At 62.5% G+C, this 23520-nt stretch carries 17 protein-coding genes and 1 pseudogene; 8 read left to right on the forward strand and 10 right to left on the reverse strand.

Translation table 11 applies throughout. The annotated features are described in order from the left end of the window. Nucleotides 1-62 precede the first annotated feature (62 nt). Nucleotides 63-827 (reverse strand): methyl-accepting chemotaxis protein, encoded by a 765-nt coding sequence (locus H040_RS28175; protein WP_371856889.1) that lies wholly within the window; start codon nucleotides 825-827, stop codon nucleotides 63-65. A gap of 93 nt (nucleotides 828-920) precedes the next feature. Then, nucleotides 921-2123: pseudogene (locus H040_RS28180) on the reverse strand (cache domain-containing protein); the annotation flags it as partial. Between H040_RS28180 and H040_RS19075 the strand changes: the two are divergent. Next, nucleotides 2104-3579, forward strand: coding sequence for a helicase HerA-like domain-containing protein (locus H040_RS19075; RefSeq protein ID WP_027917932.1), 1476 nt, complete (start codon nucleotides 2104-2106; stop codon nucleotides 3577-3579). The pseudogene H040_RS28180 and the gene H040_RS19075 sit on opposite strands and share 20 nt — an antisense overlap. 225 nt (nucleotides 3580-3804) lie before the next feature. On the opposite strand, the gene H040_RS19080 is transcribed toward H040_RS19075, so the two are convergent. Together H040_RS19080 and H040_RS19085 are read right to left on the reverse strand one after the other, a co-directional pair. Beyond that, nucleotides 3805-5277, reverse strand: coding sequence for an inorganic phosphate transporter (locus tag H040_RS19080; RefSeq protein WP_027917931.1), 1473 nt, complete (start codon nucleotides 5275-5277; stop codon nucleotides 3805-3807). Between the two features lie 315 nt (nucleotides 5278-5592). Continuing rightward, nucleotides 5593-5793: a hypothetical protein gene (locus H040_RS19085; RefSeq protein ID WP_027917930.1), complete on the reverse strand. Its 201-nt coding sequence runs from the start codon at nucleotides 5791-5793 to the stop codon at nucleotides 5593-5595. A 458-nt stretch (nucleotides 5794-6251) separates the two neighbouring features. On the opposite strand from H040_RS19085, the gene pcaR reads away from it, so the two are divergent. From pcaR to pcaC, 7 genes are all read left to right on the forward strand, one after another. Beyond that, nucleotides 6252-7127 (forward strand): pca regulon transcriptional regulator PcaR, encoded by an 876-nt coding sequence (gene pcaR, locus H040_RS19095; protein WP_027917929.1) that lies wholly within the window; start codon nucleotides 6252-6254, stop codon nucleotides 7125-7127. 292 nt (nucleotides 7128-7419) lie between these two features. Continuing rightward, a complete protein-coding gene (locus H040_RS19100) occupies nucleotides 7420-8763 on the forward strand; it encodes an MFS transporter (RefSeq protein ID WP_027917928.1) in 1344 nt (447 codons plus the stop codon). A gap of 147 nt (nucleotides 8764-8910) precedes the next feature. Further along, nucleotides 8911-10116: a 3-oxoadipyl-CoA thiolase gene (gene pcaF / locus H040_RS19105; RefSeq protein ID WP_177326684.1), complete on the forward strand. Its 1206-nt coding sequence runs from the start codon at nucleotides 8911-8913 to the stop codon at nucleotides 10114-10116. Between the two features lie 187 nt (nucleotides 10117-10303). Further along, entirely contained in the window at nucleotides 10304-11593 is a 1290-nt protein-coding gene (locus H040_RS19110) for an MFS family transporter (RefSeq protein WP_027917926.1), read from the forward strand. A gap of 9 nt (nucleotides 11594-11602) precedes the next feature. Beyond that, nucleotides 11603-12955: a 3-carboxy-cis,cis-muconate cycloisomerase gene (locus H040_RS19115; RefSeq protein WP_027917925.1), complete on the forward strand. Its 1353-nt coding sequence runs from the start codon at nucleotides 11603-11605 to the stop codon at nucleotides 12953-12955. Between the two features lie 11 nt (nucleotides 12956-12966). Beyond that, a complete protein-coding gene (gene pcaD / locus H040_RS19120; RefSeq protein WP_027917924.1) occupies nucleotides 12967-13758 on the forward strand; it encodes a 3-oxoadipate enol-lactonase in 792 nt (263 codons plus the stop codon). Nucleotides 13759-13768: 10 nt separating this feature from the next. Then, nucleotides 13769-14161: a 4-carboxymuconolactone decarboxylase gene (gene pcaC, locus H040_RS19125; protein WP_012273983.1), complete on the forward strand. Its 393-nt coding sequence runs from the start codon at nucleotides 13769-13771 to the stop codon at nucleotides 14159-14161. A gap of 41 nt (nucleotides 14162-14202) precedes the next feature. Here pcaC and H040_RS19130 read toward each other — a convergent pair whose 3' ends face one another. The 6 genes from H040_RS19130 to ttgA form a co-directional block, all read right to left on the reverse strand. Further along, nucleotides 14203-14715 carry an Mpo1 family 2-hydroxy fatty acid dioxygenase gene (locus tag H040_RS19130; RefSeq protein ID WP_027917923.1) on the reverse strand — a complete coding sequence of 171 codons (513 nt, stop codon included), beginning with the start codon at nucleotides 14713-14715 and terminating at the stop codon, nucleotides 14203-14205. 195 nt (nucleotides 14716-14910) lie between these two features. After that, the gene (locus tag H040_RS19135; protein WP_027917922.1) at nucleotides 14911-15834 is read right to left on the reverse strand and encodes a LysR family transcriptional regulator; all 924 of its coding nucleotides are present in this window, start codon (nucleotides 15832-15834) and stop codon (nucleotides 14911-14913) included. 192 nt (nucleotides 15835-16026) lie between these two features. Continuing rightward, nucleotides 16027-17283 (reverse strand): OprD family porin, encoded by a 1257-nt coding sequence (locus H040_RS19140; RefSeq protein WP_027917921.1) that lies wholly within the window; start codon nucleotides 17281-17283, stop codon nucleotides 16027-16029. A gap of 238 nt (nucleotides 17284-17521) precedes the next feature. Further along, nucleotides 17522-18976: an AdeC/AdeK/OprM family multidrug efflux complex outer membrane factor gene (locus tag H040_RS19145; RefSeq protein ID WP_027917920.1), complete on the reverse strand. Its 1455-nt coding sequence runs from the start codon at nucleotides 18974-18976 to the stop codon at nucleotides 17522-17524. Beyond that, a complete protein-coding gene (ttgB, locus tag H040_RS19150) occupies nucleotides 18973-22125 on the reverse strand; it encodes a multidrug efflux RND transporter permease subunit TtgB (RefSeq protein WP_027917919.1) in 3153 nt (1050 codons plus the stop codon). The genes H040_RS19145 and ttgB overlap by 4 nt, the downstream gene beginning before the upstream one ends. A gap of 3 nt (nucleotides 22126-22128) precedes the next feature. Further along, nucleotides 22129-23283: a toluene efflux RND transporter periplasmic adaptor subunit TtgA gene (gene ttgA / locus H040_RS19155; RefSeq protein WP_027917918.1), complete on the reverse strand. Its 1155-nt coding sequence runs from the start codon at nucleotides 23281-23283 to the stop codon at nucleotides 22129-22131. Between the last annotated feature and the right edge of the window lie 237 nt (nucleotides 23284-23520).

Raw genomic sequence — 23520 nt, forward strand, 5'->3', positions numbered from 1 at the left:
GAGGGCAAGGGAGATCCTGTGGGAGCGGCTTTAGCCGCGAAGCAGGCGACGCGGTTTGACGGTCAGATGCGGAAGCTGCCGACCAGGTGTTTCAGGCGGGTGGCTTGCTGCTCAAGGTCCGAGCAGGCGCGCAGGGTGGCCTGCAGGTTCTCGACGCCTTCCTGGTTGAGCATGTTGATCTCGTTGATGTCCATGTTGATCGAGTCGACCACCGCGGTCTGCTCTTCAGTGGCGGTGGCCACCGACTGGTTCATGCCGTCGATCTCGCCGATGCGCACGGTCACGCTGTCCAGGCGTTCGCCGGCCTGGTTGGCAATCTGCATGCTGTCCTGGCTGTGGCGCTGGCTCTGGCCCATGGTGTCGACCGACTCGCGGGCACCGACCTGCAGCTCTTCGATCATGGTCTGCACCTGCTGTGCCGACTCCTGGGTGCGGTGCGCCAGGTTGCGTACCTCGTCGGCGACCACGGCAAAACCACGCCCTGCTTCACCGGCGCGCGCCGCTTCGATCGCTGCGTTGAGCGCCAGCAGGTTGGTCTGCTGGGAAATGCTGGTGATCACTTCGAGGATTTGGCCGATGTTCACGGTCTTGCTGTTGAGCGTCTCGATGTGCGCGCTCGAGGTGACGATCAGGTCGGACAGGCGGTTCATCGCTGCGATGTTGCGCTCTACCACCTGCTGGCCTTCTTCGGCCAGCAGGCGCGCGGAACTGGCGTGCTGAGAGGCCTGGGCGGCATTGCCGGCGATTTCCTGGGCGGCGGCGCCCAGTTCGTTGATGGCTGCGGCGACGCTGTTGGTGCGGTTGGACTGCTCGTCGGAATTGGCCATGGACGAATTCGAGGCGCTGATGACGCGCAGGGCCACTTCATTGACCTGCTCGGTCGCCGACGAGACTTCACGAATCGAACCGTGGATACGTTCGACGAAGCGGTTGAAGGCTTTGCCGAGGATGCCAAATTCATCGTGATTGTGGATGTTCAGGCGTTTGGTGAGGTCGCCTTCACCTTCGGCGATGTCCTCCATGGCGCGGGTCATGGTGTGCAGTGGCTGCATCAGCACGCGGATTAGCAGGCCGAGCAAGCCAATGATGATCACCACGGCCACCAATGTGGCGATCACTGCCGAGGTGCGGAAGGTGCTGAGCATGGCAAAGGCCTTGTCCTTGTCTACCGACAGGCCGATGTACCAGTTGGCCGATGGCAGGCCCTTGATCGGGGTGAAGGTCAGCAGGCGGGGCTGGCCATTGGCGTCGACTTCGGTCAGCTCACCGGACAGTTTCGGCGTGTGCTGCGGGAACAGGTCCGACAGCGACTTCATCACCAGCTCCTTGTCCGGGTGGACCAGGATCTTGCCCTGGTCGTTGACCAGGAACGCATAACCCATGCCGCCGAAGTTCAGCGAATTGATGATCTGCACCAGGCCATCGAGGGCAAGGTCGCCACCGACCACGCCGACGCTGCCGGAAACCTTGCTGAGGATGCCGATGACCATCTTGTTGGTGGTCAGGTCGATGTAGGGTTCGGTGAGAATCGCACCTTGGGCATTCATGCCGTCCTTGTACCAGGGGCGGGTGCGCGGGTCGTAGCCCTCGGGCATCTTGGCGTCCGGGCGCACGCTGAAACCACCATCGACCTTGCCCAGGTAAACAGTGAGGAAGCTCGAGATCAGGGCATTCTGGCCCATCAGTGTTTCGGCATTGGACGGTTGCTGGGCAATGTTCTGCGCCAGGTTTTCCACCAGCTTGATACGGCCATCGAACAGGTTGCGGATGTTGGTCGAAGTGGATTCGCCCATTTCAGCCAGATAATTCTCCAGATTCTCGCGGATCGCATTACGCTGGAGGTAATCGTTGTAAAGGGTGAACAGGCTGAAGGCGAGTATCACGATCAATGATGCAGCCAAAAGGATCTTGTGGCTGAAACGCAGGTTTTTGTTCATGGCGTAATCGGTTCCGCTAAGGTTTTTATCGGGCGTTCGCACGGTATCGCTGCAAACAGTGCACCATCCCGAAAAGTCCTTTTTCGGTTGCTCCTGTCTATTAAGGCGAATATCACCCAAAGGTATCGGCCGAATTAAGCTAAAGCTTGAGCGGGGGAATAAAGAGATGTCGGAAACTTCGACCATAGTTGTAGGCGCTGACCCGAGCGGTCAGCCAGTGCAGCAAGCCATGCGCCTGGCCAATCGCCACGGCCTGGTCGCCGGGGCTACCGGTACTGGCAAGACCGTGACTCTGCAGCACCTGGCGGAAGTGTTCAGCGATGCCGGCGTGGCGGTGTTCGCCGCAGATGTCAAAGGCGACCTGTGTGGCCTGGGGGCGGCAGGCGCGCCACAAGGCAAGGTGGCTGAGCGAATCGCTGGCATGCCTTGGCTGGGGCATGTGCCACGGGCCTATCCGGTGTCGCTCTGGGAGGTGGCCGGGCAGCTTGGCCACCCTTTGCGCACAACCCTCAGCGAAATGGGCCCGTTATTGCTCGGTAATCTGCTGGAGTTGACCGACAGTCAGCAGGCAGCGCTGTATGCGGCGTTCAAGGTGGCGGATCGTGAAGGCTTGCTGCTGCTCGACCTGAAAGACCTCAAGGCCTTGTTGGCGCATCTGAAGGACAACCCGCAGCTGCTCGGCGAAGACAGCGCATTGATGACCACTGGCTCGACCCAGGCCTTGCTGCGCCGGCTGGCAACCCTGGAGCAGCAAGGTGCCGAGGCGTTGTTTGGTGAACCGGCGCTGCAACTGGAAGATCTGCTGCGGCCAGATGCCGATGGCCGTGGGCGCATTCACCTGCTTGATGCCAGCCGGCTGGTGCATGAAGCGCCGAAGGTTTACGCCACCTTCCTGCTATGGCTACTGGCTGAACTGTTCGAGCAGCTGCCGGAGCGCGGTGATGCCGACAAGCCTGTGCTGGCGCTGTTTTTCGATGAGGCGCACCTGTTGTTCAACGGCACGCCGAAAGCGTTGCAGGACCGGCTGGAGCAGGTGGTGCGGCTGATTCGTTCCAAGGGGGTTGGGGTGTATTTCGTCACCCAATCGCCGAGCGATCTGCCCGATAGCGTCCTGGCCCAGTTGGGTTTGCGCATTCAGCATGGCCTGCGTGCCTTTACCGCCAAAGAACAGAAGTCGCTCAAGGCTGTGGCTGATGGCTTCCGCCCCAACCCGGCGTTCGACAGCCTTGCGGTGTTGACCGAGCTGGGGATTGGCGAGGCGCTGGTCGGCACTTTGGAAGAGAAGGGGACGCCGGCGATGGTCCAACGGGTACTGATCGCGCCACCGCAATCGCGGATCGGCCCATTGAGTGCGGCCGAACGCAGTGCATTGATCGCGGCTTCACCTCTGCTGGGGCGGTACGACAAGGCGATCGACCGGGAGTCGGCGTATGAAATGCTGACCCAGCGTAAAGGTGAGCCAGTGGAGCCGGCGCCAGTGCCGAAGGCGGATGAAGAGAGTTTCGCTGACAAGGCGGGCGATTTTTTGCAGAGCGCGGCGGGGCAGGCGATCAAGTCGGCGGTGCGCCAGGCGGCCAATCAGTTTGGGAGGCAACTGGTGCGAGGGTTGATGGGGTCGTTGCTGGGCGGCAAGAAAAAGTGATTGGCATGGCTGTGCGGTCTTTGTAGGAGCGGCCTTGCGTCGCGAAAGGGCCGCAAAGCGGCCCCGACAATCTGTGCTGTTGCATAAATCCCGGGGCCGCTACGCAGCCCTTTCCGACCGGTCCGGCGCCCCGGCAAGGCCGCTCCTGCAGCGCACGCGTCACGGCAGGAATGATGGCCACGAAAAAGGCGCCCTGGGGCGCCTTTTTCAGTGCAGCGCAATCGCTCAGGCCAGTGCCTTGGATGCGAGCCAGAACAGGCCGGCCGCCAGGCCCATCGAGGCCGGCAGGGTCAGAACCCAAGCCAGCAGGATGGTTTTCACGGTGCCGCCTTGCAGGCCGCTCTTGTTGGCGACCATGGTGCCGGCAACGCCGGACGACAGCACATGGGTGGTCGACACCGGCAGGGCGAACACGTTGGCCATGCCGATGGCACAGGCCGCGGTGATTTGTGCCGACATGCCCTGGGCATAGGTCATGCCCTGCTTGCCGATCTTCTCGCCGACGGTCAGTACCACACGCTTCCAGCCCACCATGGTGCCCAGGCCCAAGGCCAGGGCAACGGCCACGATCACCCAGAACGGGGCGTATTCGGTGGTGGCGGTCAGGTCCTTGCGCAGTTTCTCGAGGTCGGCCTTTTCACGGGCTTCCAGGCCAGGCAGCTTGCCTACCTTCTTCGCGGTGTCATCCAGGCACAGCAGGTAGCGGCGCACTTCAACACGCTTTTCGGCATCCAGCGCGTGGTAGTCAGTCACCCCTTGCAGCGAGGACTGCAGGGCGGCGATGGTCGGTTCGGTTTGCTGCGGGTTGCAGCTGAACTGCTCAGGCAGGTCGGTCGACTTGGCCTTGCCCAGTGCCAGGAACTCGCCGAGGGTGGCGGCGTTGCGCTGGTAGAACTGGCTCATGTGCAAGGTGGCGTCGCGGGTGCGCTCGATCTGGTAGGTGGTGCTGTTCAGGTCGAGAACGAACTTGGCCGGGACGATACCGATCAGCACCAGCATGATCAGGCCGATGCCTTTCTGGCCATCGTTGGAACCGTGCACGAAGCTCACGCCCATGGCCGAAATCACCAGTACCAGGCGGTTCCAGAACGGCGGGTGTTTCTTGTCGTCGAGTTTGCGGCGTTGTTCCGGCGTCTTGTGCATCTTCGACAGCGGGCGCCACCACTTCAGGCCGATCAGCACCAGCGCGGCGACAGCGAAGCCGGCGATCGGCGAGACCACAAGCGACATGGCGATGTCGATCGCCTTCTGCCAGTTGACGCCATCGCCCAGCGGGATGTCGTTGATCAGGGCGTTGGCCAGGCCCACGCCGAGGATCGAGCCGATCAGGGTGTGCGAGCTGGAAGCGGGGATGCCGAAGTACCAGGTTCCGAGGTTCCAGGTGATGGCGGCGGCCAGCAACGAGAAGACCATGGCCAGGCCATGCCCGGTATTCACATTGATCAGCAGTTCGACCGGCAGCAGGTGCACGATGGCGTAGGCCACCCCGACACCGCCGAGCAGAACGCCGAGGAAGTTGAACACCCCGGAGAAGAACACGGCCAGGTGTGGTGGCATGGCTTTGGTATAGATGACGGTGGCTACCGCGTTCGCGGTGTCATGAAAGCCATTGATGAACTCGAATGCGAGCACGAAGGTCAGGGCGAGCAGCAGGCTCACCAATACCCAGGCATCCAGTCCGCTGAATAAATCGATCATGAAGGTTGTCTGGCGGTCATAGGGGGGCGGGATTATGCCAGAAAACCTTGGCAATCGATGCACCCACAGCTGACCGATGGCAGCATTGTGAGCGTCCTCTCAGCCAGGAAGATGAAGTGATCTGGCAGAAAAAGTTCCGTAAAAAAGCCTGAAATTTACGAAAAATCGTCAAATCTCTGAAAAAATCTCGGCGTCATATCGCTTCAAACGAGTGTATGAAATTTGTGTAATTCCATTTCATCCTCGGCCTTTCGGTAAAGATCCTCCGCGTCGTGGGCGCCAGGCCCGCGACGTGATGGCGGTACAGAAGGCAACTCAGGGCTGCTCGCTGCGCAGTTCCTTTTCCATCTTTTCCAGTTCCTGGCTGAATGCCTGGTCCTGAACGGTTGCACGTTTGCGCCAGGGTTTGCGTTCTGGCTCTGGTTGTGCGGCATAGGTGGTGACTTCACCACCGTAAACTTCCTTGTAACGTTCTGCCTGGCGCTCGAGTTCCGCGCGCAGTTCATCTTTCGTCACAGTAATACCTGAATAAGTAGTAATGGCTGGTGTTGTGCGCAGGTGCAAGTTGCCCATGCACATGACGTGCTGGTTGGCGGATGAAAGCCGGGCCAGTGTTCCATTGCCGGAGTGTCGATCCGGGCCAGCGGAATCGATTATAGCAATCGGTAAATCGCCAAAGCGGGTTATTTATGCAACGGCGTACAAAGTTTCCAGGCCAGCGGCGGCCTGTACACACTTTGAGCACGCAGTGCCTGCAATAGTTCGCTGGGGTTACGCCGCAAATTAGAAATAAAACGGCCCCGCACGAGGCGAGGCCGTTGCCTGGGGACTTCTACGGTGGGTACCTGACCAGTCTCTCCAAAGAAGCCACATGTGGCAGGAGAAAGGTATAAGTAAATTTGTCGGCGGTCAATTGCGATTATCGGCCGTTCGTTCGATAATCGCACGAGCCAGCGATTTTTTTGAGGTGAGCGATGAGTGACGAAACCACGGCCAACGAATCTGCCAATCCAGAGGCGTCCCGCCCGAGCGCACCTGCGCTGGCGCCTCCGATCGTGGCTTCACCGGCCAAGCGCATCCAGGCATTTACCGGTGACCCGGACTTCATGACCTCCCTGGCGCGTGGCCTGGCAGTGATCCAGGCCTTCCAGGAGCGCAAGCGCCACCTGACCATCGCGCAGATCAGCCACCGCACCGAGATTCCCCGGGCCGCCGTGCGCCGCTGCCTGCATACACTGATCAAGCTTGGTTACGCCACCACCGATGGGCGTACCTATTCGCTGTTGCCGAAAGTGCTGACCCTGGGCCATGCCTATCTGTCGTCAACGCCTCTAGCGGTGTCGGCCCAGCCCTATCTGGACCGCATCAGCGACCAGTTGCACGAAGCTGCCAACATGGCCACTCTCGAGGGCGATGACATCCTTTATATAGCCCGTTCGGCCACGGTGGAGCGGCTGATATCGGTCGACCTGTCGGTCGGTGGGCGGTTGCCGGCCTATTGCACATCCATGGGGCGCATCCTGCTGGCGGCGATGGACGACACCAGCTTGCGCGAATACCTCGACCGTGCCGACCTCAAGGCTCGGACCAGCCGTACCCTGAATGACCCCGAGTCGTTGTTCGCCTGCATCCAGCAAGTGCGGGAGCAGGGCTGGTGTGTGGTTGACCAGGAGCTGGAGCAGGGGCTGCGGTCGATCGCGGTGCCTATCTATGATGCGTCCGGGCAGGTGTTGGCGGCGCTGAACGTGAGCACCCATGTCGGGCGGGTGACGCGTAGCGAACTGGAGCAGCGCTTCCTGCCGATCCTGCTGGCGGCCAGCCGCGACCTTTGCCATCAATTGTTCGGTTGACGGTGTGAACGACACTGTTTCCTGTTCGATAAACGCACAGTGTCGCTCCGGGTGAATTGCGCCACCCTCAATCGCTGATTAATGTCTCTCGCAACGGTCGGCACTGCCGACCGATACAAGAAAAACATAAGAGGCGCATCCCATGACCACTGTCACTCGACTGCTACGGCCGCACCCGTTTGCAGTGCCGTTGTATCCAGGCTGATTCAGGCCGCACTTCATCGATATTCAAGCCCTGTACTGTTGACTCAAGTGCAGTGGCGCGACCGTGCTCCCTTTCTGGATAACAACAATGAACCAACCACATTCTGTCGGGAACAATCTCGACGTCCAGTCGTTCATCAATGAACAACCGCTGTCGCGCTATCAGTGGCGCGTGGTGATCCTCTGTTTTCTGATCGTCTTCCTCGATGGCCTCGATACCGCGGCCATGGGCTTCATCGCGCCTGCCTTGTCGCAGGAGTGGGGCATCGACCGCGCCAGCCTCGGCCCGGTGATGAGTGCCGCGTTGATCGGCATGGTATTCGGGGCCTTGGGCTCCGGGCCGCTGGCCGACCGTTTCGGGCGCAAGGGCGTGCTGGTCGGTGCGGTGCTTGTGTTCGGTGGTTTCAGCCTGGCTTCGGCCTATGCCGGCAACGTCGATCAGTTGCTGGTGCTGCGCTTTCTGACTGGCCTGGGTTTAGGGGCCGGTATGCCCAATGCCACCACGCTGCTGTCCGAATACACCCCTGAGCGCCTCAAGTCGCTGCTGGTGACCAGCATGTTCTGCGGCTTCAACCTCGGCATGGCCGGTGGCGGTTTCATCTCTGCGAAGATGATCCCGGCTTACGGCTGGCACAGCCTGCTGGTGATCGGTGGCGTGTTGCCGCTGCTGCTGGCCGTGGTGCTGATGGTCTGGCTGCCAGAGTCGGCGCGCTTCCTGGTGGTGCGCAACCGGGGTAACGACAAGGTGCGCAAGACCCTGGCGCCGATCGCGCCGGCAGTGGTGGCGCAGGCGGCAAGCTTCAGCGTGCCAGAGCAGAAGGCCGTGGCTGCACGCAACGTGTTTGCGGTGATCTTCTCCGGGACTTACGGCCTGGGCACGGTATTGCTGTGGCTGACCTACTTCATGGGCCTGGTTATCGTCTATCTGCTGACCAGCTGGTTGCCAACGCTGATGCGCGACAGTGGCGCAAGCATGGAGCAGGCAGCCTTCATTGGTGCGCTGTTCCAGTTTGGCGGTGTACTCAGCGCGGTGGCGGTAGGTTGGGCCATGGACCGCTTCAATCCGCACAAGGTCATCGGCATCTTCTACTTGCTGGCCGGGGTGTTTGCCTACGCCGTGGGCCAGAGCCTGGGCAACATCACCGTACTTGCCACTTTGGTGCTGGTCGCCGGCATGTGCGTGAACGGCGCACAGTCGGCCATGCCGTCGCTGGCCGCGCGTTTCTACCCGACCCAAGCGCGCGCCACAGGCGTATCGTGGATGCTGGGTATCGGCCGCTTCGGCGCCATCCTCGGGGCCTGGAGCGGCGCGACGCTGCTGGGCTTGGGCTGGAATTTCGAGCAGGTATTGACCGCACTCTTGGTGCCGGCGGCGTTGGCGACGGTGGGCGTGATCGTCAAAGGGCTGGTGAGCCACGCCGACGCGACCTGACAAGCGTGGGGCTGCGCAGCAGCCCCAGAGCCGAAGGCGGGTGTAACATTTTGTTCGATAATCGCACGAATAGTCGATTATCGAATTGTAAGCCACCCCTCTGTCTCCTTAATCTGGGCTCAACGTAGCACCCCTGGCAGGAGAAGCCTGATGCGTGAAGTATTTATCTGTGACGCCATCCGCACCCCGATCGGCCGCTTCGGCGGCTCCCTGGCAGGCGTGCGGGCCGACGACCTGGCGGCCGTGCCGCTGAAGGCGCTGATCGAACGTAATCCGTCGGTTCAGTGGGACCAGCTGGACGAAGTGTTTTTCGGCTGCGCCAACCAGGCCGGTGAAGACAACCGCAACGTCGCACGCATGGCCCTGCTGCTGGCCGGGCTGCCGGAGAGCATCCCGGGCGTGACCCTGAACCGCCTGTGCGCTTCGGGCATGGACGCTATCGGCACTGCCTTCCGCGCGATTGCCAGTGGCGAGATGGAGTTTGTGATTGCCGGCGGCGTCGAGTCGATGTCCCGTGCACCGTTCGTCATGGGCAAGGCCGAAAGCGGTTACTCGCGCAACATGAAGCTCGAAGACACCACCATCGGCTGGCGTTTCATCAACCCGTTGATGAAGAGCCAGTACGGCGTCGACGCCATGCCGGAAACTGCCGACAACGTGGCTGACGACTACAAGGTTTCCCGCGCTGACCAGGACGCTTTCGCCCTGCGCAGCCAGCAGAAGGCCGCTGCCGCCCAGGCTGCCGGTTTCTTCGCCGAAGAGATCGTGCCGGTGCGCATCGCGCACAAGAAGGGCGAAACCGTCGTCGAGCGTGACGAGCACCTGCGCCCAGAGACCACGCTGGAAGCGCTGACCAAGCTCAAGCCAGTCAACGGCCCGGACAAGACGGTTACCGCTGGCAACGCCTCGGGTGTCAACGACGGCGCTGCGGCATTGATCCTGGCTTCGGCCGAAGCGGTGAAGAAGCATGGCCTGACTCCACGTGCTCGCGTACTGGGCATGGCCAGCGCCGGTGTTGCCCCGCGTGTCATGGGCATCGGCCCGGTGCCAGCGGTGCGCAAGCTCACCGAGCGCCTGGGTGTGGCAGTGAACGATTTCGACGTCATCGAGCTTAACGAAGCCTTCGCCAGCCAAGGCTTGGCGGTGCTGCGTGAGCTGGGTGTGGCCGACGATGCGCCGCAGGTGAACCCTAACGGTGGCGCAATCGCCCTGGGCCACCCGCTGGGCATGAGCGGTGCGCGCCTGGTGCTGACGGCGCTTCACCAGCTGGAGAAGAGCGGTGGCCGCAAGGGCCTGGCAACCATGTGTGTGGGTGTTGGCCAAGGTCTGGCGTTGGCGATCGAGCGGGTTTGATCGGTTTCGGCCTCTTCGCGGGTGAACCCGCTCCCACAGGGGGAACCACGCCTCCCTTTGTGGGAGCGGGCTCACCCGCGAAGAGGTCGGCACTTACGACACAAGGCCAATTGCCAGCCCGCAAGCGGAACGAGTGTGTTACTAGGTATGTCTAGACTTACCTAGGACCCTCCAGGAGTAAACCGTCATGACCTCAAGCTATTACACCGGTGAGGAGCGCAGCAAGCGCATCTTCGCTATCGTCGGTGCCTCTTCGGGCAACTTGGTGGAATGGTTCGACTTCTACGTCTATGCCTTCAGCGCGATCTACTTCGCGGCCTCTTTCTTCCCCTCCGACGACCCCACCGTGCAGTTGCTCAACACGGCCGGTGTATTTGCTGCAGGCTTCCTGATGCGCCCGATCGGTGGCTGGATCTTCGGCCGCCTGGCCGACCGCCACGGCCGCAAGAATTCCCTGATGATCTCGGTGCTGATGATGTGCTTCGGCTCCTTGATGATCGCCTGCCTGCCGACCTATTCGAGCATTGGTGCCTGGGCTCCGGCGCTGCTGTTGCTCGCGCGGCTGATCCAGGGCCTGTCGGTGGGGGGTGAATATGGCACCACCGCGACCTACATGAGTGAAGTGGCCCTGCGCGGCCAGCGCGGCTTCTACGCGTCGTTCCAGTATGTGACCCTGATCGGCGGCCAGTTGCTGGCAGTGCTGGTGGTGGTGATCATGCAGCAACTGCTGAGCGAGGAAGAGCTGCGCGCCTGGGGCTGGCGCATTCCGTTTGTGGTCGGTGCCATCGCGGCGCTGATCTCGCTGATGCTGCGCCGCTCGCTGCACGAGACCAGCAGCGCCGAAACCCGCAAGGACAAGGACGCCGGCACCATCAAGGGGCTGTTCCGCAACCACACCGCAGCATTCATCACCGTGCTTGGCTACACGGCCGGTGGCTCGCTGATCTTCTACACCTTCACCACCTACATGCAGAAGTACCTGGTCAACACGGCCGGCATGCATGCGAAGACCGCCAGTTACGTGATGACCGGGGCGCTGTTCCTGTACATGGTGATGCAGCCGTTCTTCGGCATGCTTTCCGACCGCATCGGCCGTCGCAACTCGATGCTGCTGTTCGGTGCGCTGGGCACCCTCTGCACGGTACCGCTGCTGATGGCGCTTAAGACCGTGAGCAACCCATTCATGGCCTTCGTGCTGATTACCCTGGCCCTGTGCATCGTCAGTTTCTACACCTCGATCAGTGGCCTGGTGAAAGCCGAGATGTTCCCGCCGCAGGTCCGTGCGCTGGGCGTGGGCCTGGCTTACGCGGTGGCTAACGCGGCGTTTGGTGGGTCGGCCGAGTACGTGGCCCTGGGCCTGAAGAGCATGGGCATGGAAAACACCTTCTACTGGTACGTGACGGCCATGATGGCAATCGCCTTCCTGTTCAGCCTGCGCCTGCCGAAGCAGGCGGAATACCTGCACCATGATGATTAAGGACGTTGCATGAGCAACCAACTGTTCGACGCCTACTTCACTGCCCCGGCCATGCGCGAAGTGTTCTCCGACCGTGGCCGCCTGCAGGGCATGCTCGACTTCGAAGCCGCGCTGGCCCGTGCTGAGGCCGCGGCCGGCCTGGTGCCACACACTGCCGTGGCGGCTATCGAGGCAGCCTGCCAGGCTGAACGCTACGACGTGCGCGCCCTGGCCGATGCCATTGCCACCGCTGGCAACTCGGCGATCCCGCTGGTCAAGGCGCTGGGCAAGGTGATCGCCAGTGGTGTGCCCGAAGCCGAGCGCTACGTGCACTTGGGCGCCACCAGCCAGGATGCGATGGATACCGGGCTGGTGCTGCAGTTGCGTGATGCATTGGCGCTGATCGAAACCGACCTCGGCAAGCTGGCCGACACCCTGGCCCGCCAGGCCCTGCAGCATGCCGATACGCCCCTGGTTGGGCGTACCTGGCTGCAGCATGCCACCCCAGTAACCCTGGGCATGAAGCTGGCAGGTGTGCTCGGTGCCTTGACGCGCCACCGCCAGCGCCTGCAGGAACTGCGCCCGCGCCTGTTGGTGCTGCAGTTCGGCGGAGCCTCCGGCAGCCTGGCGGCGCTGGGAAGCAAAGCCATACCGGTTGCTGAGGGCCTGGCCGAACAACTCAAGCTGACCTTGCCTGAGCAGCCGTGGCATACCCAGCGTGACCGCCTGGTGGAGTTCGCTTCGGTGCTGGGCCTGATAGCCGGCAGCCTGGGCAAGTTCGGCCGCGATGTCAGCCTGCTGATGCAGACAGAAGCCGGTGAGGTGTTCGAGCCTTCCGCGCCAGGCAAGGGTGGTTCATCGACCATGCCGCACAAGCGCAACCCGGTCGGTGCTGCGGTGCTGATCGGCGCCGCCACCCGCGTGCCGGGGCTGCTGTCGACACTGTTTGCGGCCATGCCCCAGGAGCACGAGCGCAGCCTCGGCCTGTGGCATGCCGAATGGGAAACCTTGCCAGACATCTGCTGCCTTGTCTCTGGCGCCCTGCGCCAGGCCCAGGTGATCGCCGAAGGCATGGAGGTGGATGCCGAGCGCATGCGCCGCAACCTAGACCTGACCCAGGGCCTGGTGCTGGCCGAAGCGGTGAGTATCGTGCTCGCCCAGCGCCTGGGCCGAGACCGTGCCCACCACTTGCTGGAGCAGTGCTGCCAGCGTGCCGTGGCCGAACAGCGCCACCTGCGCGCCGTACTGGGTGACGAGCCGCAGGTCAGTGACGAACTGAGCGCCGAAGAACTCGACCGCCTGCTCGACCCTGCCCATTATCTTGGCCAGGCCCGCGTCTGGGTGGCGCGCGCCGTGGCTGAACATCAACGTTTGACTGCCTGAAGGAGATCGCTGTGGCGCACTTGCAACTGGCCGATGGCGTACTGAACTACCAACTCGATGGCCCGGCCGATGCTCCGGTGCTGGTTCTGTCCAACTCGCTGGGTACCGACCTAGGCATGTGGGACAGCCAGATTCCGCTGTGGAGCGAACATTTCCGCGTGCTGCGCTACGACACTCGTGGCCACGGTGCTTCGCTGGTCAGTGAAGGCCCGTACAGCATCGAACAACTGGGCCAGGATGTACTGGCGCTGCTTGACGCCCTGGACATCCAGCACGCGCACTTCGTCGGCCTGTCCATGGGCGGCCTGATCGGCCAGTGGCTGGGCATCAATGCCGGCGCGCGCCTGCACAGCCTGACCCTGTGCAACACCGCCGCCAAGATCGCCAACGACGAGGTGTGGAACACCCGTATCGACACCGTGCTCAAAGGCGGCCAGCAAGCCATGGTCAACCTGCGCGATGCCTCCATCGCCCGCTGGTTCACCCCAGCATTTGCCGAGCAACAGCCGCAAGAGGCCCAGCGCATCTGCCAGATGTTGGCGCAGACCCGTCCCGAGGGCTATGCCGCCAACTGCGCGGCCGTGCGTGACGCCGACTTCCGCGAGCAACTGGGCCGCATCCAGGTAGCGACGCTGATCGTCGCCGGTAGCGAAGATGTGGTCACCACACCGGAGCATGGCCGTTTCATGCAGGCCGGTATCATCGGTGCCACTTACGCCGAGTTCCCGGCGGCGCACCTGTCCAACGTCGAGATTGGCGAGCCGTTCAGCCGCCGCGTGCTCGACTTCCTGCTGGCTCGCTGAGGACTTGGCCATGGATGAGAAACAACGTTACGACGCCGGCATGCAGGTTCGCCGCGCTGTGCTGGGCGATGCCCATGTGGACCGCAGCCTGGAGAAGCTCAACGACTTCAACGGCGAGTTCCAGGAAATGATCACCCGGCACGCCTGGGGCGACATCTGGACCCGCCCCGGCCTGCCACGGCACACCCGCAGCCTGATCACCATTGCCATGCTGATCGGCATGAACCGCAACGATGAACTGAAGCTGCACCTGCGCGCGGCGGCTAACAACGGCGTGACCCGCGACGAGATCAAGGAAGTGCTGATGCAGAGCGCGATCTACTGCGGCATTCCGGCGGCCAATGCCACTTTCCACATGGCCGAGTCCGTGTGGGATGAGCTCGGGGTTGAATCGAGGTCCTGAGCCTGCTCATGCCCTGTAGGAGCGCCCCGGCAAGGCCGCTCCTACAATGCGCGAACGGCCACAGGGCCGGCATTGGCTTCCACAGCCCGCTTCAACTCAGGGCACAGGCCCAGCATGAACGCCGCTTCAGCGACCACGAACAGCGGGCCGATGATCAGCCCGCTGATGTCGTCGACGAACGCCGGCTTGCGGCCCTCGTAATGATGCCCGACGAACTGGATGATCCAGCCCACCACGAACGCACCCAGCCCGGCGCTGAGCCACAGGCTGGTCGACTGCGTGGCCAGTGCCTGGCCAATCCACAGGCACAACCCCAGCAGCAGGCCCATGACCAGGCCGAAGCGCAGGTCCAGGCGCAGGTAGAACCGCACTGCAGCGGCTGCGGCGAGCAGGGCGGGGGATAGCCAGATGCCGGCCACGTCCCAGCCGGGGCGCGACAGCAGCACAGTGACGGCCACCACGATCAGCGGAATACCGACAAAGTGGGTGGCGATGTTGCGTGGGTCGCGGTGGTAGTTGGCGTATTGGCTCAGGTGTTCGACGAGGTTTTTCATTGTTGTTCCTCCCTGGGTGGCCTGTTCAGCTTTGTGTCGCCTGCGCCGGCCCTTTCGCGGGTAAACCCGCTCCCACAGGTACAGCGCCTGTCTCAAGAGCAGCGGTGATCCTGTGGGAGCGGGTTTACCCGCGAAAGGGCCGGGACAGGCTACCGATATAGCTGAGGATAGCCCGCAGCGACCACCATCATCAGTTCAGCGAATGGCAGCAGCGCGCATTGGCGCATCCAGCCCCACCAAGGTCTCGATCATCGCCCGTGCCGCCGGGGACAGCCGGTAACCGCTGCGGCTGACCACGCCACACCTCACGCTCAGGACTTCCAGCGCCGGCGGCAGGTTGCGCCAGTGCAGGCGCACCAGGCGCCCGGCGGCGAGATCGTCAGCCACGGCTTCTTCGCTGGCAGTGCCCACGGCATCGCTGGCCAGCACCACACTGCGCAACACCGCCAGGTGCTCGGTCTGCAGGTGCGGGATGAAATCGCTGCGCCCGCTGAGGTTGGCCAGCCGCTTGCGCACACCGGGGGCGAGCAGGGCACTGGCCAGGGGATAGGTGAACAGGTCGTTGGTCGACAGGCTGTCCTTGGCCAGCAGCGGGTGGCCGGGGCGACAGAAGAACAGCCCGGGGCGCGGGGTGAGCGGTTCGGTATGGAAGTTGGGGTCCGCTTCGAACGGGCGGATGTCGTCGACGAAGAACTCGATCTGCTCCCGACGCAAGGCCTGGCCCAGTCGTTCGGCGTTGTCCACCAAGAGCGCCGTGCGGATGCCTGGGTGGCTGGCGATGAAATGCTGCAGTGCTTGTGGCACCAGGCGCACGGCCAGGGCTGGTCCGCTGCCGAAATGCAGTTCGCCAGCGTCGAGCTTGGTCATCTGCAGCACTTCGTTGCTCAGTTGGTTGGCACCCTGTACCAGGCGTCGGGCATGTTGCAGTACCACCTGGCCCTCGGGGGTGGGGGGCAGGGCTTTGCTGGCGCGGTCGACCAAGGGGCAGCCGAAGGTTTGCTCAAGGCTCTGGATGGCCCGGCTGAAGGCAGGTTGAGTGATGCCCATGGCTTCGGCGGCGCGGACGAAACTGCGGTATTCGGTAAGGGCGATGAAGTAGCGCAGTTGGCGAAGGTCCATGTCGAGGCTCTGCGGCGGAAACAGGGCTCGATTTAAGCTGTTACTTCATATGTCGTCAAAGAAGGTTTGTGGATGTGTTTATTTCTTTTGGTTATTTAACAAGGCATCTGGCCTCTTCGCGGCTAAAGCCGCTCCTACAGGTGTGCCGGAGAGCCTGTAGGAGCGGCTTTAGCCGCGAAGAGGCCAGTCGATTTAGAGGAGATTCAGTGGGTAGCTCACGATCAACCGGTTTTCATCAAAAGCGTTGGTGCTGAAATCCCGGCGCATCGTGGAATTGCGCCACTTCACCGACAGGTCCTTGAAGGTGCCCGACTGGATCACATAGGCCAGCTCGCTCTCCCGCGCCCATTCCTTGCCGTCGGTCACGCCGCCGGCGGTGACATTGTCGCCCTTGATGTAGCGGTTCATCAGGGTCAGACCGGGGATGCCGACGGTGACGAAGTTGAAGTCGTGGCGTACCTGCCAGGAGCGCTCCTTGGCATTGTCGAAGCTTGAGTTGTAGCTGTCGTTGGCCAGGGTGCCGCCGCTGGTGCCGTTGACCCGCAGCCACGCGTTGTCACCGCTGACCTTCTGCAGGCCGACGTAGAAGGTGTTGCCCTTGTAGCGCGCCGACAGCATTGCCGAAGCCGTGCGGTTGTCCAGCTGGCCTGCGCGTTCCGCGCCATCTTCCTTGCCCCAGAAGTAGCCCAGGTTGGCGCCCAGGGTCCATTCGCCCAGCGGCTGGCTGTGCATCAGGTTCAGGTATTGCTGGCGGTAGATGTCCTTGAGCTGGGCGTCCCACAGGCCGATCATGGTGCGCTTGTCGTTGAAGGTGTATTCACCGCCGCCGAAATTGAAGCGGTCCGAAGTGAAGGCCGCGCGGCCGTTTAGCGACATGTCTTCCATGCTGGCATCGTTGCGCGGGCTGTTGCCGCGGAACTGGCCGGCGTACAGGGTCAGCCCTTCGATTTCCTTCGAAGTGACCTGGCCACCACGGAAGGTCTGCGGCAGCGAGCGGCCGTCGTCCGAGCGCAAAATCGGCAGTACCGGCATCCATTCGCCGACTTTCAGTTCGGTCTCGGACAGCTTGGCTTTCAATGCCACACCCAGGCGGCCAAAGTCGTCAGCCGGGCGGCCGTCGTCATGCACCGGTAGTAACTGGGTGTTGGTGGTGCCTTTACCGCCATCGAGCTTGACCGAATACAGGCCCAGCACGTCCACGCCGAAGCCGACGGTCCCTTGGGTGAAACCGGAGCGGGCATCGAGGATGAAGCTCTGGGTCCATTCTTCGCCCTTGCCCTGCGGGTAGGCCGGGTCGACAAAGTTGCGGTTGATATAGAAGTTGCGCAGGTTGAGGCTGGCCTTGGCGTCCTCTATGAACCCGCCATTGTCGGCGGCGCATACAGGCAGGGCGCAGGAAATGGCCAACAGGCCGGGCAGCAGCTGGCGTGCGGGTTGCGAAGTGCTCATCTGTCGTGGATCTCTTGTTTTTATGGGCGAGCCGCTGCTCGGCAGGATGCGGCCTGCTGGCGCGGGTCTTTTGATCAACTTGTGCAGCGTTGCGTGGGAGATGGTGCGGGGCCGGGCGAGGGTGAGGCAATTCGCCGCAAACGGAATTGGGCGATAATCGAACGCTATGTTCCGGTTGGTTAATTTTGCCTAACAAAAAGCCCAGCGCGAGGCTGGGCTTGATGTTGTTGCCGATTAATCAGCTTTTCGGTGTGTCTACCGAGGCTTGCTGATTGGCTTGGCCAGTCTGCTCGTACCAGCCACCGCCGAGCGCCTTGTACAGGTTGACCTCGCTGGTCAGCTGCGAGAGGCGGTCGGTGATCAGCGACTGCTGCGACGAGTACAGGTTGCGCTGGGCATCGAGGAAGGTCAGGTTGCTGTCGATACCGATGCGGTAGCGGCGCTCGGCCAGGCGGTAGTAGTCCTTGTTCGCCTGCACAAGGTCGCGTTGCGCTTGCAGCTGCTCTTCGAAGGTCTTGCGCGCCGCGAGGCCATCGGAGACTTCCTGGAATGCGGTCTGGATGGTCTTTTCGTACTTGGCGACGTTGATGTCCTTCTGGATCTTCGAGTAGTCCAGGCTGGCCTTCAGGCTGCCGGCGTTGAAGATCGGCAGGTTGATCTGCGGCTGGAACAGCCAGGTGCCCTGGCCGCCCGCGAACAGGTGACCCATGTCGGGGCTCAGGCTGCCGGCATTGGCGGTCAGGCTGATGCTCGGGAAGAACGCTGCACGGGCCGCGCCGATGTTGGCGTTGGCGGCCTTGAGCAGGTGCTCGGCTTCCTGGATGTCCGGGCGCCGCTGAAGGATATCGGACGGCAGGCCGGCTGGCACTTCGGCCAGCTGGTCGGCATTGAGCTCCAGCGGCTTGGCCAGGTCGGCCGGAATGCCGGTGCCCAGCAGCACGGTCAGGCTGTTGACGTCCTGGGCGAGCAGGCGCTGGTACTGCGAGTACTTGACCCGTGCACCTTCCACGGCGGTACGCGACTGGCTGACGTCGAGCGCTGAAGCCACACCGACTTCATTGCTGCGGCGGGTCAGGTTGTAGCTTTCCTCGTAGGTCTTGAGCGTCTCTTCAGTCAGCTTGAACAGGGCTTGGTCGGCCTGCCAGGTGTAGTAGGCGTTCGCCACGCTGGCCACCAGGGCGATCTGCGTGGAGCGGCGCGCCTGCTCGCTGGACAGGTAGGTTTCCAGGGCCTGCTCGGTCAGGCTGCGTACGCGGCCGAACAGGTCCAGTTCATAGGCACTGACGCCCAGGGTGGCCGAATACTGGCTGGTGATGCCTGACTCGCCGGTTTGCGACATGTTCGCTGGCACGCGCTGGCGGCTGCCGCTGCCGGTGGCCGAAACTGCCGGGAACAGGTCGGCACGCTGGATGCGGTACTGGGCACGGTAGGCGTCGATGTTCAACGCTGCCACACGCAGGTCGCGGTTGTTGACCAGCGAGGTCTGGATCAGCTGCTGCAGTGCCGGGTCGTGGAAGAACTGGCGCCAGCCCTGTTCGGCAGCGGCGACGTCGGCCGACTGGGTGGGCGAGTACGCAGGGCCTTGCGGCCACTGCGCAGCCACCGGCGATTCCGGGGTCTGGTAGTCAGGGATCAGCGAGCAGCCGCCGAGAATGAAAGCGGTTACCGCCAGGGACAACAAAGACTTGGTCATTGCCCAGCCTCATAACGTGGAGTTTCAGGGGAGTCGTGTTTTTCCGGCTCTTTGCTGCCGAACAGCGACGACACTGCGACGAAGAATAGCGGTACCCAGAAGATTGCCAGGATGGTTGCACTGATCATGCCGCCGATCACGCCGGTGCCGATGGCGTGCTGGCTGCCCGCGCCGGCGCCGCTGGCGATGGTCAACGGTACCACGCCGAGGATGAACGCCAGCGAGGTCATGATGATCGGGCGCAGACGCATGCGGCACGCTTCGATGGCCGAGTCATAAAGGCTGCGGCCCTGCTCGTGCAGTTCCTTGGCGAATTCGACGATCAGGATCGCGTTCTTCGCCGCCAGGCCGATGGTGGTCAACAGGCCGACCAGGAAGTACACGTCGTTGGACAACCCGCGCAGGCTGGTGGCGATCAGCGCACCGATGATACCCAGTGGGACTACCAGTACGACGGCGATCGGGATCGACCAGCTCTCGTACAAGGCTGCCAGGCAGAGGAACACGAACAGTACCGAGAGGGCGAACAGCGCCGGCATTTGCGAGCCGGAGAGTTTTTCCTCGTAGGACATGCCGGTCCAGGAGAAGCCGACACCGCTTGGCAGTTCGCCGGCGATACGCTCGACTTCGGCCATGGCCTCACCGGTACTGTAGCCCGGCGCTGGCGCACCCAGGATTTCCATCGCCTCGACGCCGTTGTAGCGCGACAGTTTCGGCGAGCCGTAGGTCCATTCGCCCTTGGCGAAGGAGGAGAACGGCACCATCTCGCCCGCGCCGTTGCGCACGTACCACTTCTGCAGGTCTTCCGGGCTCATCCGCGAGTTGGGTTCACCCTGGATGTACACCTTCTTGACCCGGCCACGGTCGATGAAGTCGTTGACGTAGCTGGCACCCAAGGCAATCGACAGGGTGTTGTTGATGTCGGCGATGGTCACGCCCAGGGCGCTGGCACGTTCGTCATCAATGGTCAGCTGGTATTGCGGTTCATCGTTCAGGCCGTTCGGGCGCACGGCGCTGAGGATCTTGCTCTGCGCGGCCTTGGCCAGGAACTGGTTGCGTGCTTCCATCAGCTTGGCGTGGCCGACACCGCCGCGGTCCTGCAGGAACACGTCGAAGCCGGTGGCGTTACCCAGTTCGAGTACCGCAGGCGGGGCAAAGGCGAACACCATCGCGTCACGGAACGTGAAGAAGTGCTGCTGGGCACGCTGGGCCAGGGCGAACACGCTGTTTTCCTTGGCGCGTTCATCCCAGGGCTTGAGCATGATGAACGCCATGCCCGAACTCTGCCCGCGACCGGCGAAGTTGAAACCGTTGACGGTGAACACCGACGCTACGGTGTCGGATTCTTCCTTGAGCAGGTACTCACGCATCTGGTCAACCACCACCTGGGTGCGCTCGGCACTGGAACCGGCCGGCGTTTGTACCTGGGCGAACAGTACACCCTGGTCTTCTTCAGGCAGGAACGCAGTAGGGATGCGGGCGAACAGCCAGATCATGCCGACCACGATCAGCGCATAGGCCAACAGGAATGGAACCTTGTTGCGCAGGATTGCGCCAACGCTACGCTCGTAACCATTGACGCTGCGGTCGAAGTTGCGGTTGAACCAGCCGAAGAAGCCACCTTTGGCGGTGTGGTGCTCGCCTTTCTTCAGCGGCTTGAGCATGGTTGCACACAGGGCCGGGGTGAAGATCAGCGCCACCAGTACCGAAAGGCCCATGGCCGAAACGATGGTGATGGAGAACTGCCGGTAGATCACGCCGGTGGAACCACCAAAGAACGCCATGGGCAGCAGTACCGCCGACAGCACCAGGGCGATACCCACCAGGGCACCCTGGATCTGTTCCATCGAGCGCTTGGTCGCCTCTTTGGGCGGCAGGCCCTCTTCGGACATCACCCGCTCGACGTTCTCCACCACGACGATGGCGTCGTCCACCAGCAAGCCGATGGCCAGGACCATGGCGAACATGGTCAGGGTGTTGATGCTGAAGCCCGCAGCGGCAAGGATACCGAAGGTACCCAGCAACACCACCGGGACGGTCATGGTGGTGATGATGGTGGCGCGGAAGTTCTGCAGGAACAGGTACATCACCAGGAACACCAGGACCACGGCTTCGATCAAGGTGTGGATCACACCGCTGATCGATTCGGTGACCACCGGGGTGGTGTCATACGGGAATACCGCTTTCACCCCGGGCGGGAAGAACGGTTCCAGGTCGGAAATGGTCTTGCGCAGGGCCTTGGCAGTGTCCAGGGCGTTGGCACCAGTGGCCAGTTTTACCGCAAGGCCGGAAGCCGGCTTGCCGTTGAACTGGGCGCTCACCGCGTAGTTTTCGCCGCCCAGGCCGACCTGGGCAACATCACCCAGACGCACCTGCGAACCGTCGGTGTTGACCTTGAGCAGGATCTTCTCGAACTGCTCGGCGGTCTGCAGACGGGTCTTGCCGATGATGGTGGCGTTCAGCTGGGTGCCAGGCATGGCGGGCAAGCCGCCGAGCTGGCCGGAGGACACCTGCACGTTCTGCGCGGCAACGGCGGTCTTGACGTCGACCGGGGTCAGCTGGAATTTGTTCAGCTTGGCCGGATCGAGCCAGATACGCATGGCGTACTGCGCACCGAACACCTGGAAGTCACCCACACCGGCAGTCCGCGAAATCGGGTCCTGCATGTTCGAGACGATGTAGTTGGCCAGGTCGTCCTTGGTCATGCTGCCGTCTTCGGACACCAGGCCGATCACCAGCAGGAAGTTCTTCACGGCCTTGGTGACGCGGATACCTTGCTGCTGCACTTCCTGCGGCAGCAGCGGGGTGGCCAGGTTCAGCTTGTTCTGCACCTGGACCTGGGCGGTGTCAGGGTTGGTGCCCTGCTCGAAGGTAGCGGTAATGGTCATGCTGCCGTCGGAGTTACTTTCCGACGACACATAACGCAGGTTGTCGATACCGTTGAGCTGCTGCTCGATGACCTGCACCACGGTGTCCTGCACGGTCTGCGCCGAGGCGCCCGGGTAGGTCACGGCGATGGCGATGGCCGGCGGCGCGATGCTCGGGTACTGGTTGATCGGCAGCTTCAGGATCGACAAGGCGCCGACCAGCATGATCACCAAGGCAATCACCCAGGCGAAGATCGGGCGATCGATAAAGAACTTCGACATGGTTTACTCCGCTTTGGCGTCTGCTTTGGCCGCGTTGGCCTGATCAGGGCTGCCTGGCTTCTTGACGTTGGTGGCGTCGCTGACCTTGACCTCGACCCCAGGGCGTACGTACTGCAGGCCTTCGGTGATCAGGCGGTCGCCCGGGTTCAAGCCTTCCTCGATCAGCCAGTCGCTGCCCAGGGTACGGCTGGCCTTGAGCTGGCGCAGTTCGACCTTGTTCTCCTGGTTGACCACCAGCGCGGTGGGCGCGCCCTTGAGGTCGCGGGTCACGCCTTGTTGCGGCGCCAGGATGGCATTGGCGTTGACCCCGGCCTTGAGCCGCGCATGCACGAACATGCCAGGCAGCAGGGTGTGATCGGGGTTGGGGAAGAGCGCGCGCAGGGTCACGGAGCCGGTGGTCTCGTCGACCGACACTTCGGAGAACTCCAGGCGCCCGTCCTGCTTGAACAGGCTGCCGTCTTCCAGCACCAGCTGCACCGAAGCGGCGTTGTCGCCGGCCTTCTGCAACTGGCCGCTTTCCAGGTCACGGCGCAGCTTGAGCAGCTCGGCAGTGGACTGGGTGACGTCGACGTAGATCGGGTCGAGCTGCTGGATGGTGGCCATGGCGTTGGTCTGGCCATTGCTCACCAGGGCGCCTTCGGTAAACGAGGAGCGGCCAATACGGCCGCTGATCGGGGCGAGGACCTTGGTGTAACGCAAATCGATTTGCGCGCTTTTCAGCGAAGCTTCGGCCTGCAATCGTTTGGCACTGGCGTCGTCGTATTCCTGTTTCGAGACCGCCTGTTCGTTGACCAGCTGCTTGTAGCGCTCGGCCAGCGACTTGGTCGCCTGCAGGTTGGCCTGGGCGTTGGCCAGGGTGGCTTCGTACACGGCTGGGTCGATCTGGTACAGCTGCTGGCCTTCCTTGACCTCGCTGCCTTCCTTGAACAGGCGCTTGAGGATGATGCCATTGACCTGCGGGCGCACTTCGGCGACGCGGAAGGCGCTGGTGCGCCCTGGCAGTTCCGAGGTCAGGGTGAAGGATTGCGGCTGAATGGTCACGACGCCGACCTGAGGAGCCTGCGCTGCGGGCGCGGCTTCTTCTTTCTTACAGCCACTTAGCAGGGTTGCCAGGGCGACGGCGGAAACCAGAGCGGTAACGGCTGGCTTGAATTGCATGAGGATCCTCGGGTCGCAAGAGCAGGGAGACGCTCAAGAGTAATGGAAGAGTCTTGTCAGAAAAAAACTATCCGGTGGATAAATAGCTTACTAACGAATATACTTACATTCACGGTTGTTTGTAAATACCGCTGGGTAGTACTTGGCTACTACCACAGCCCTTGATTAGCCCATCCGGGAGGCACCCTGCAGAGGTGACCCCGGCGATTCTCCCCGGCTGCGCAGCGCAGCGGGCCC

Origin of the sequence: Pseudomonas sp. URMO17WK12:I7 (genome assembly GCF_003269045.1) — a bacterium.
Lineage (GTDB): Bacteria > Pseudomonadota > Gammaproteobacteria > Pseudomonadales > Pseudomonadaceae > Aquipseudomonas > Aquipseudomonas putida_J.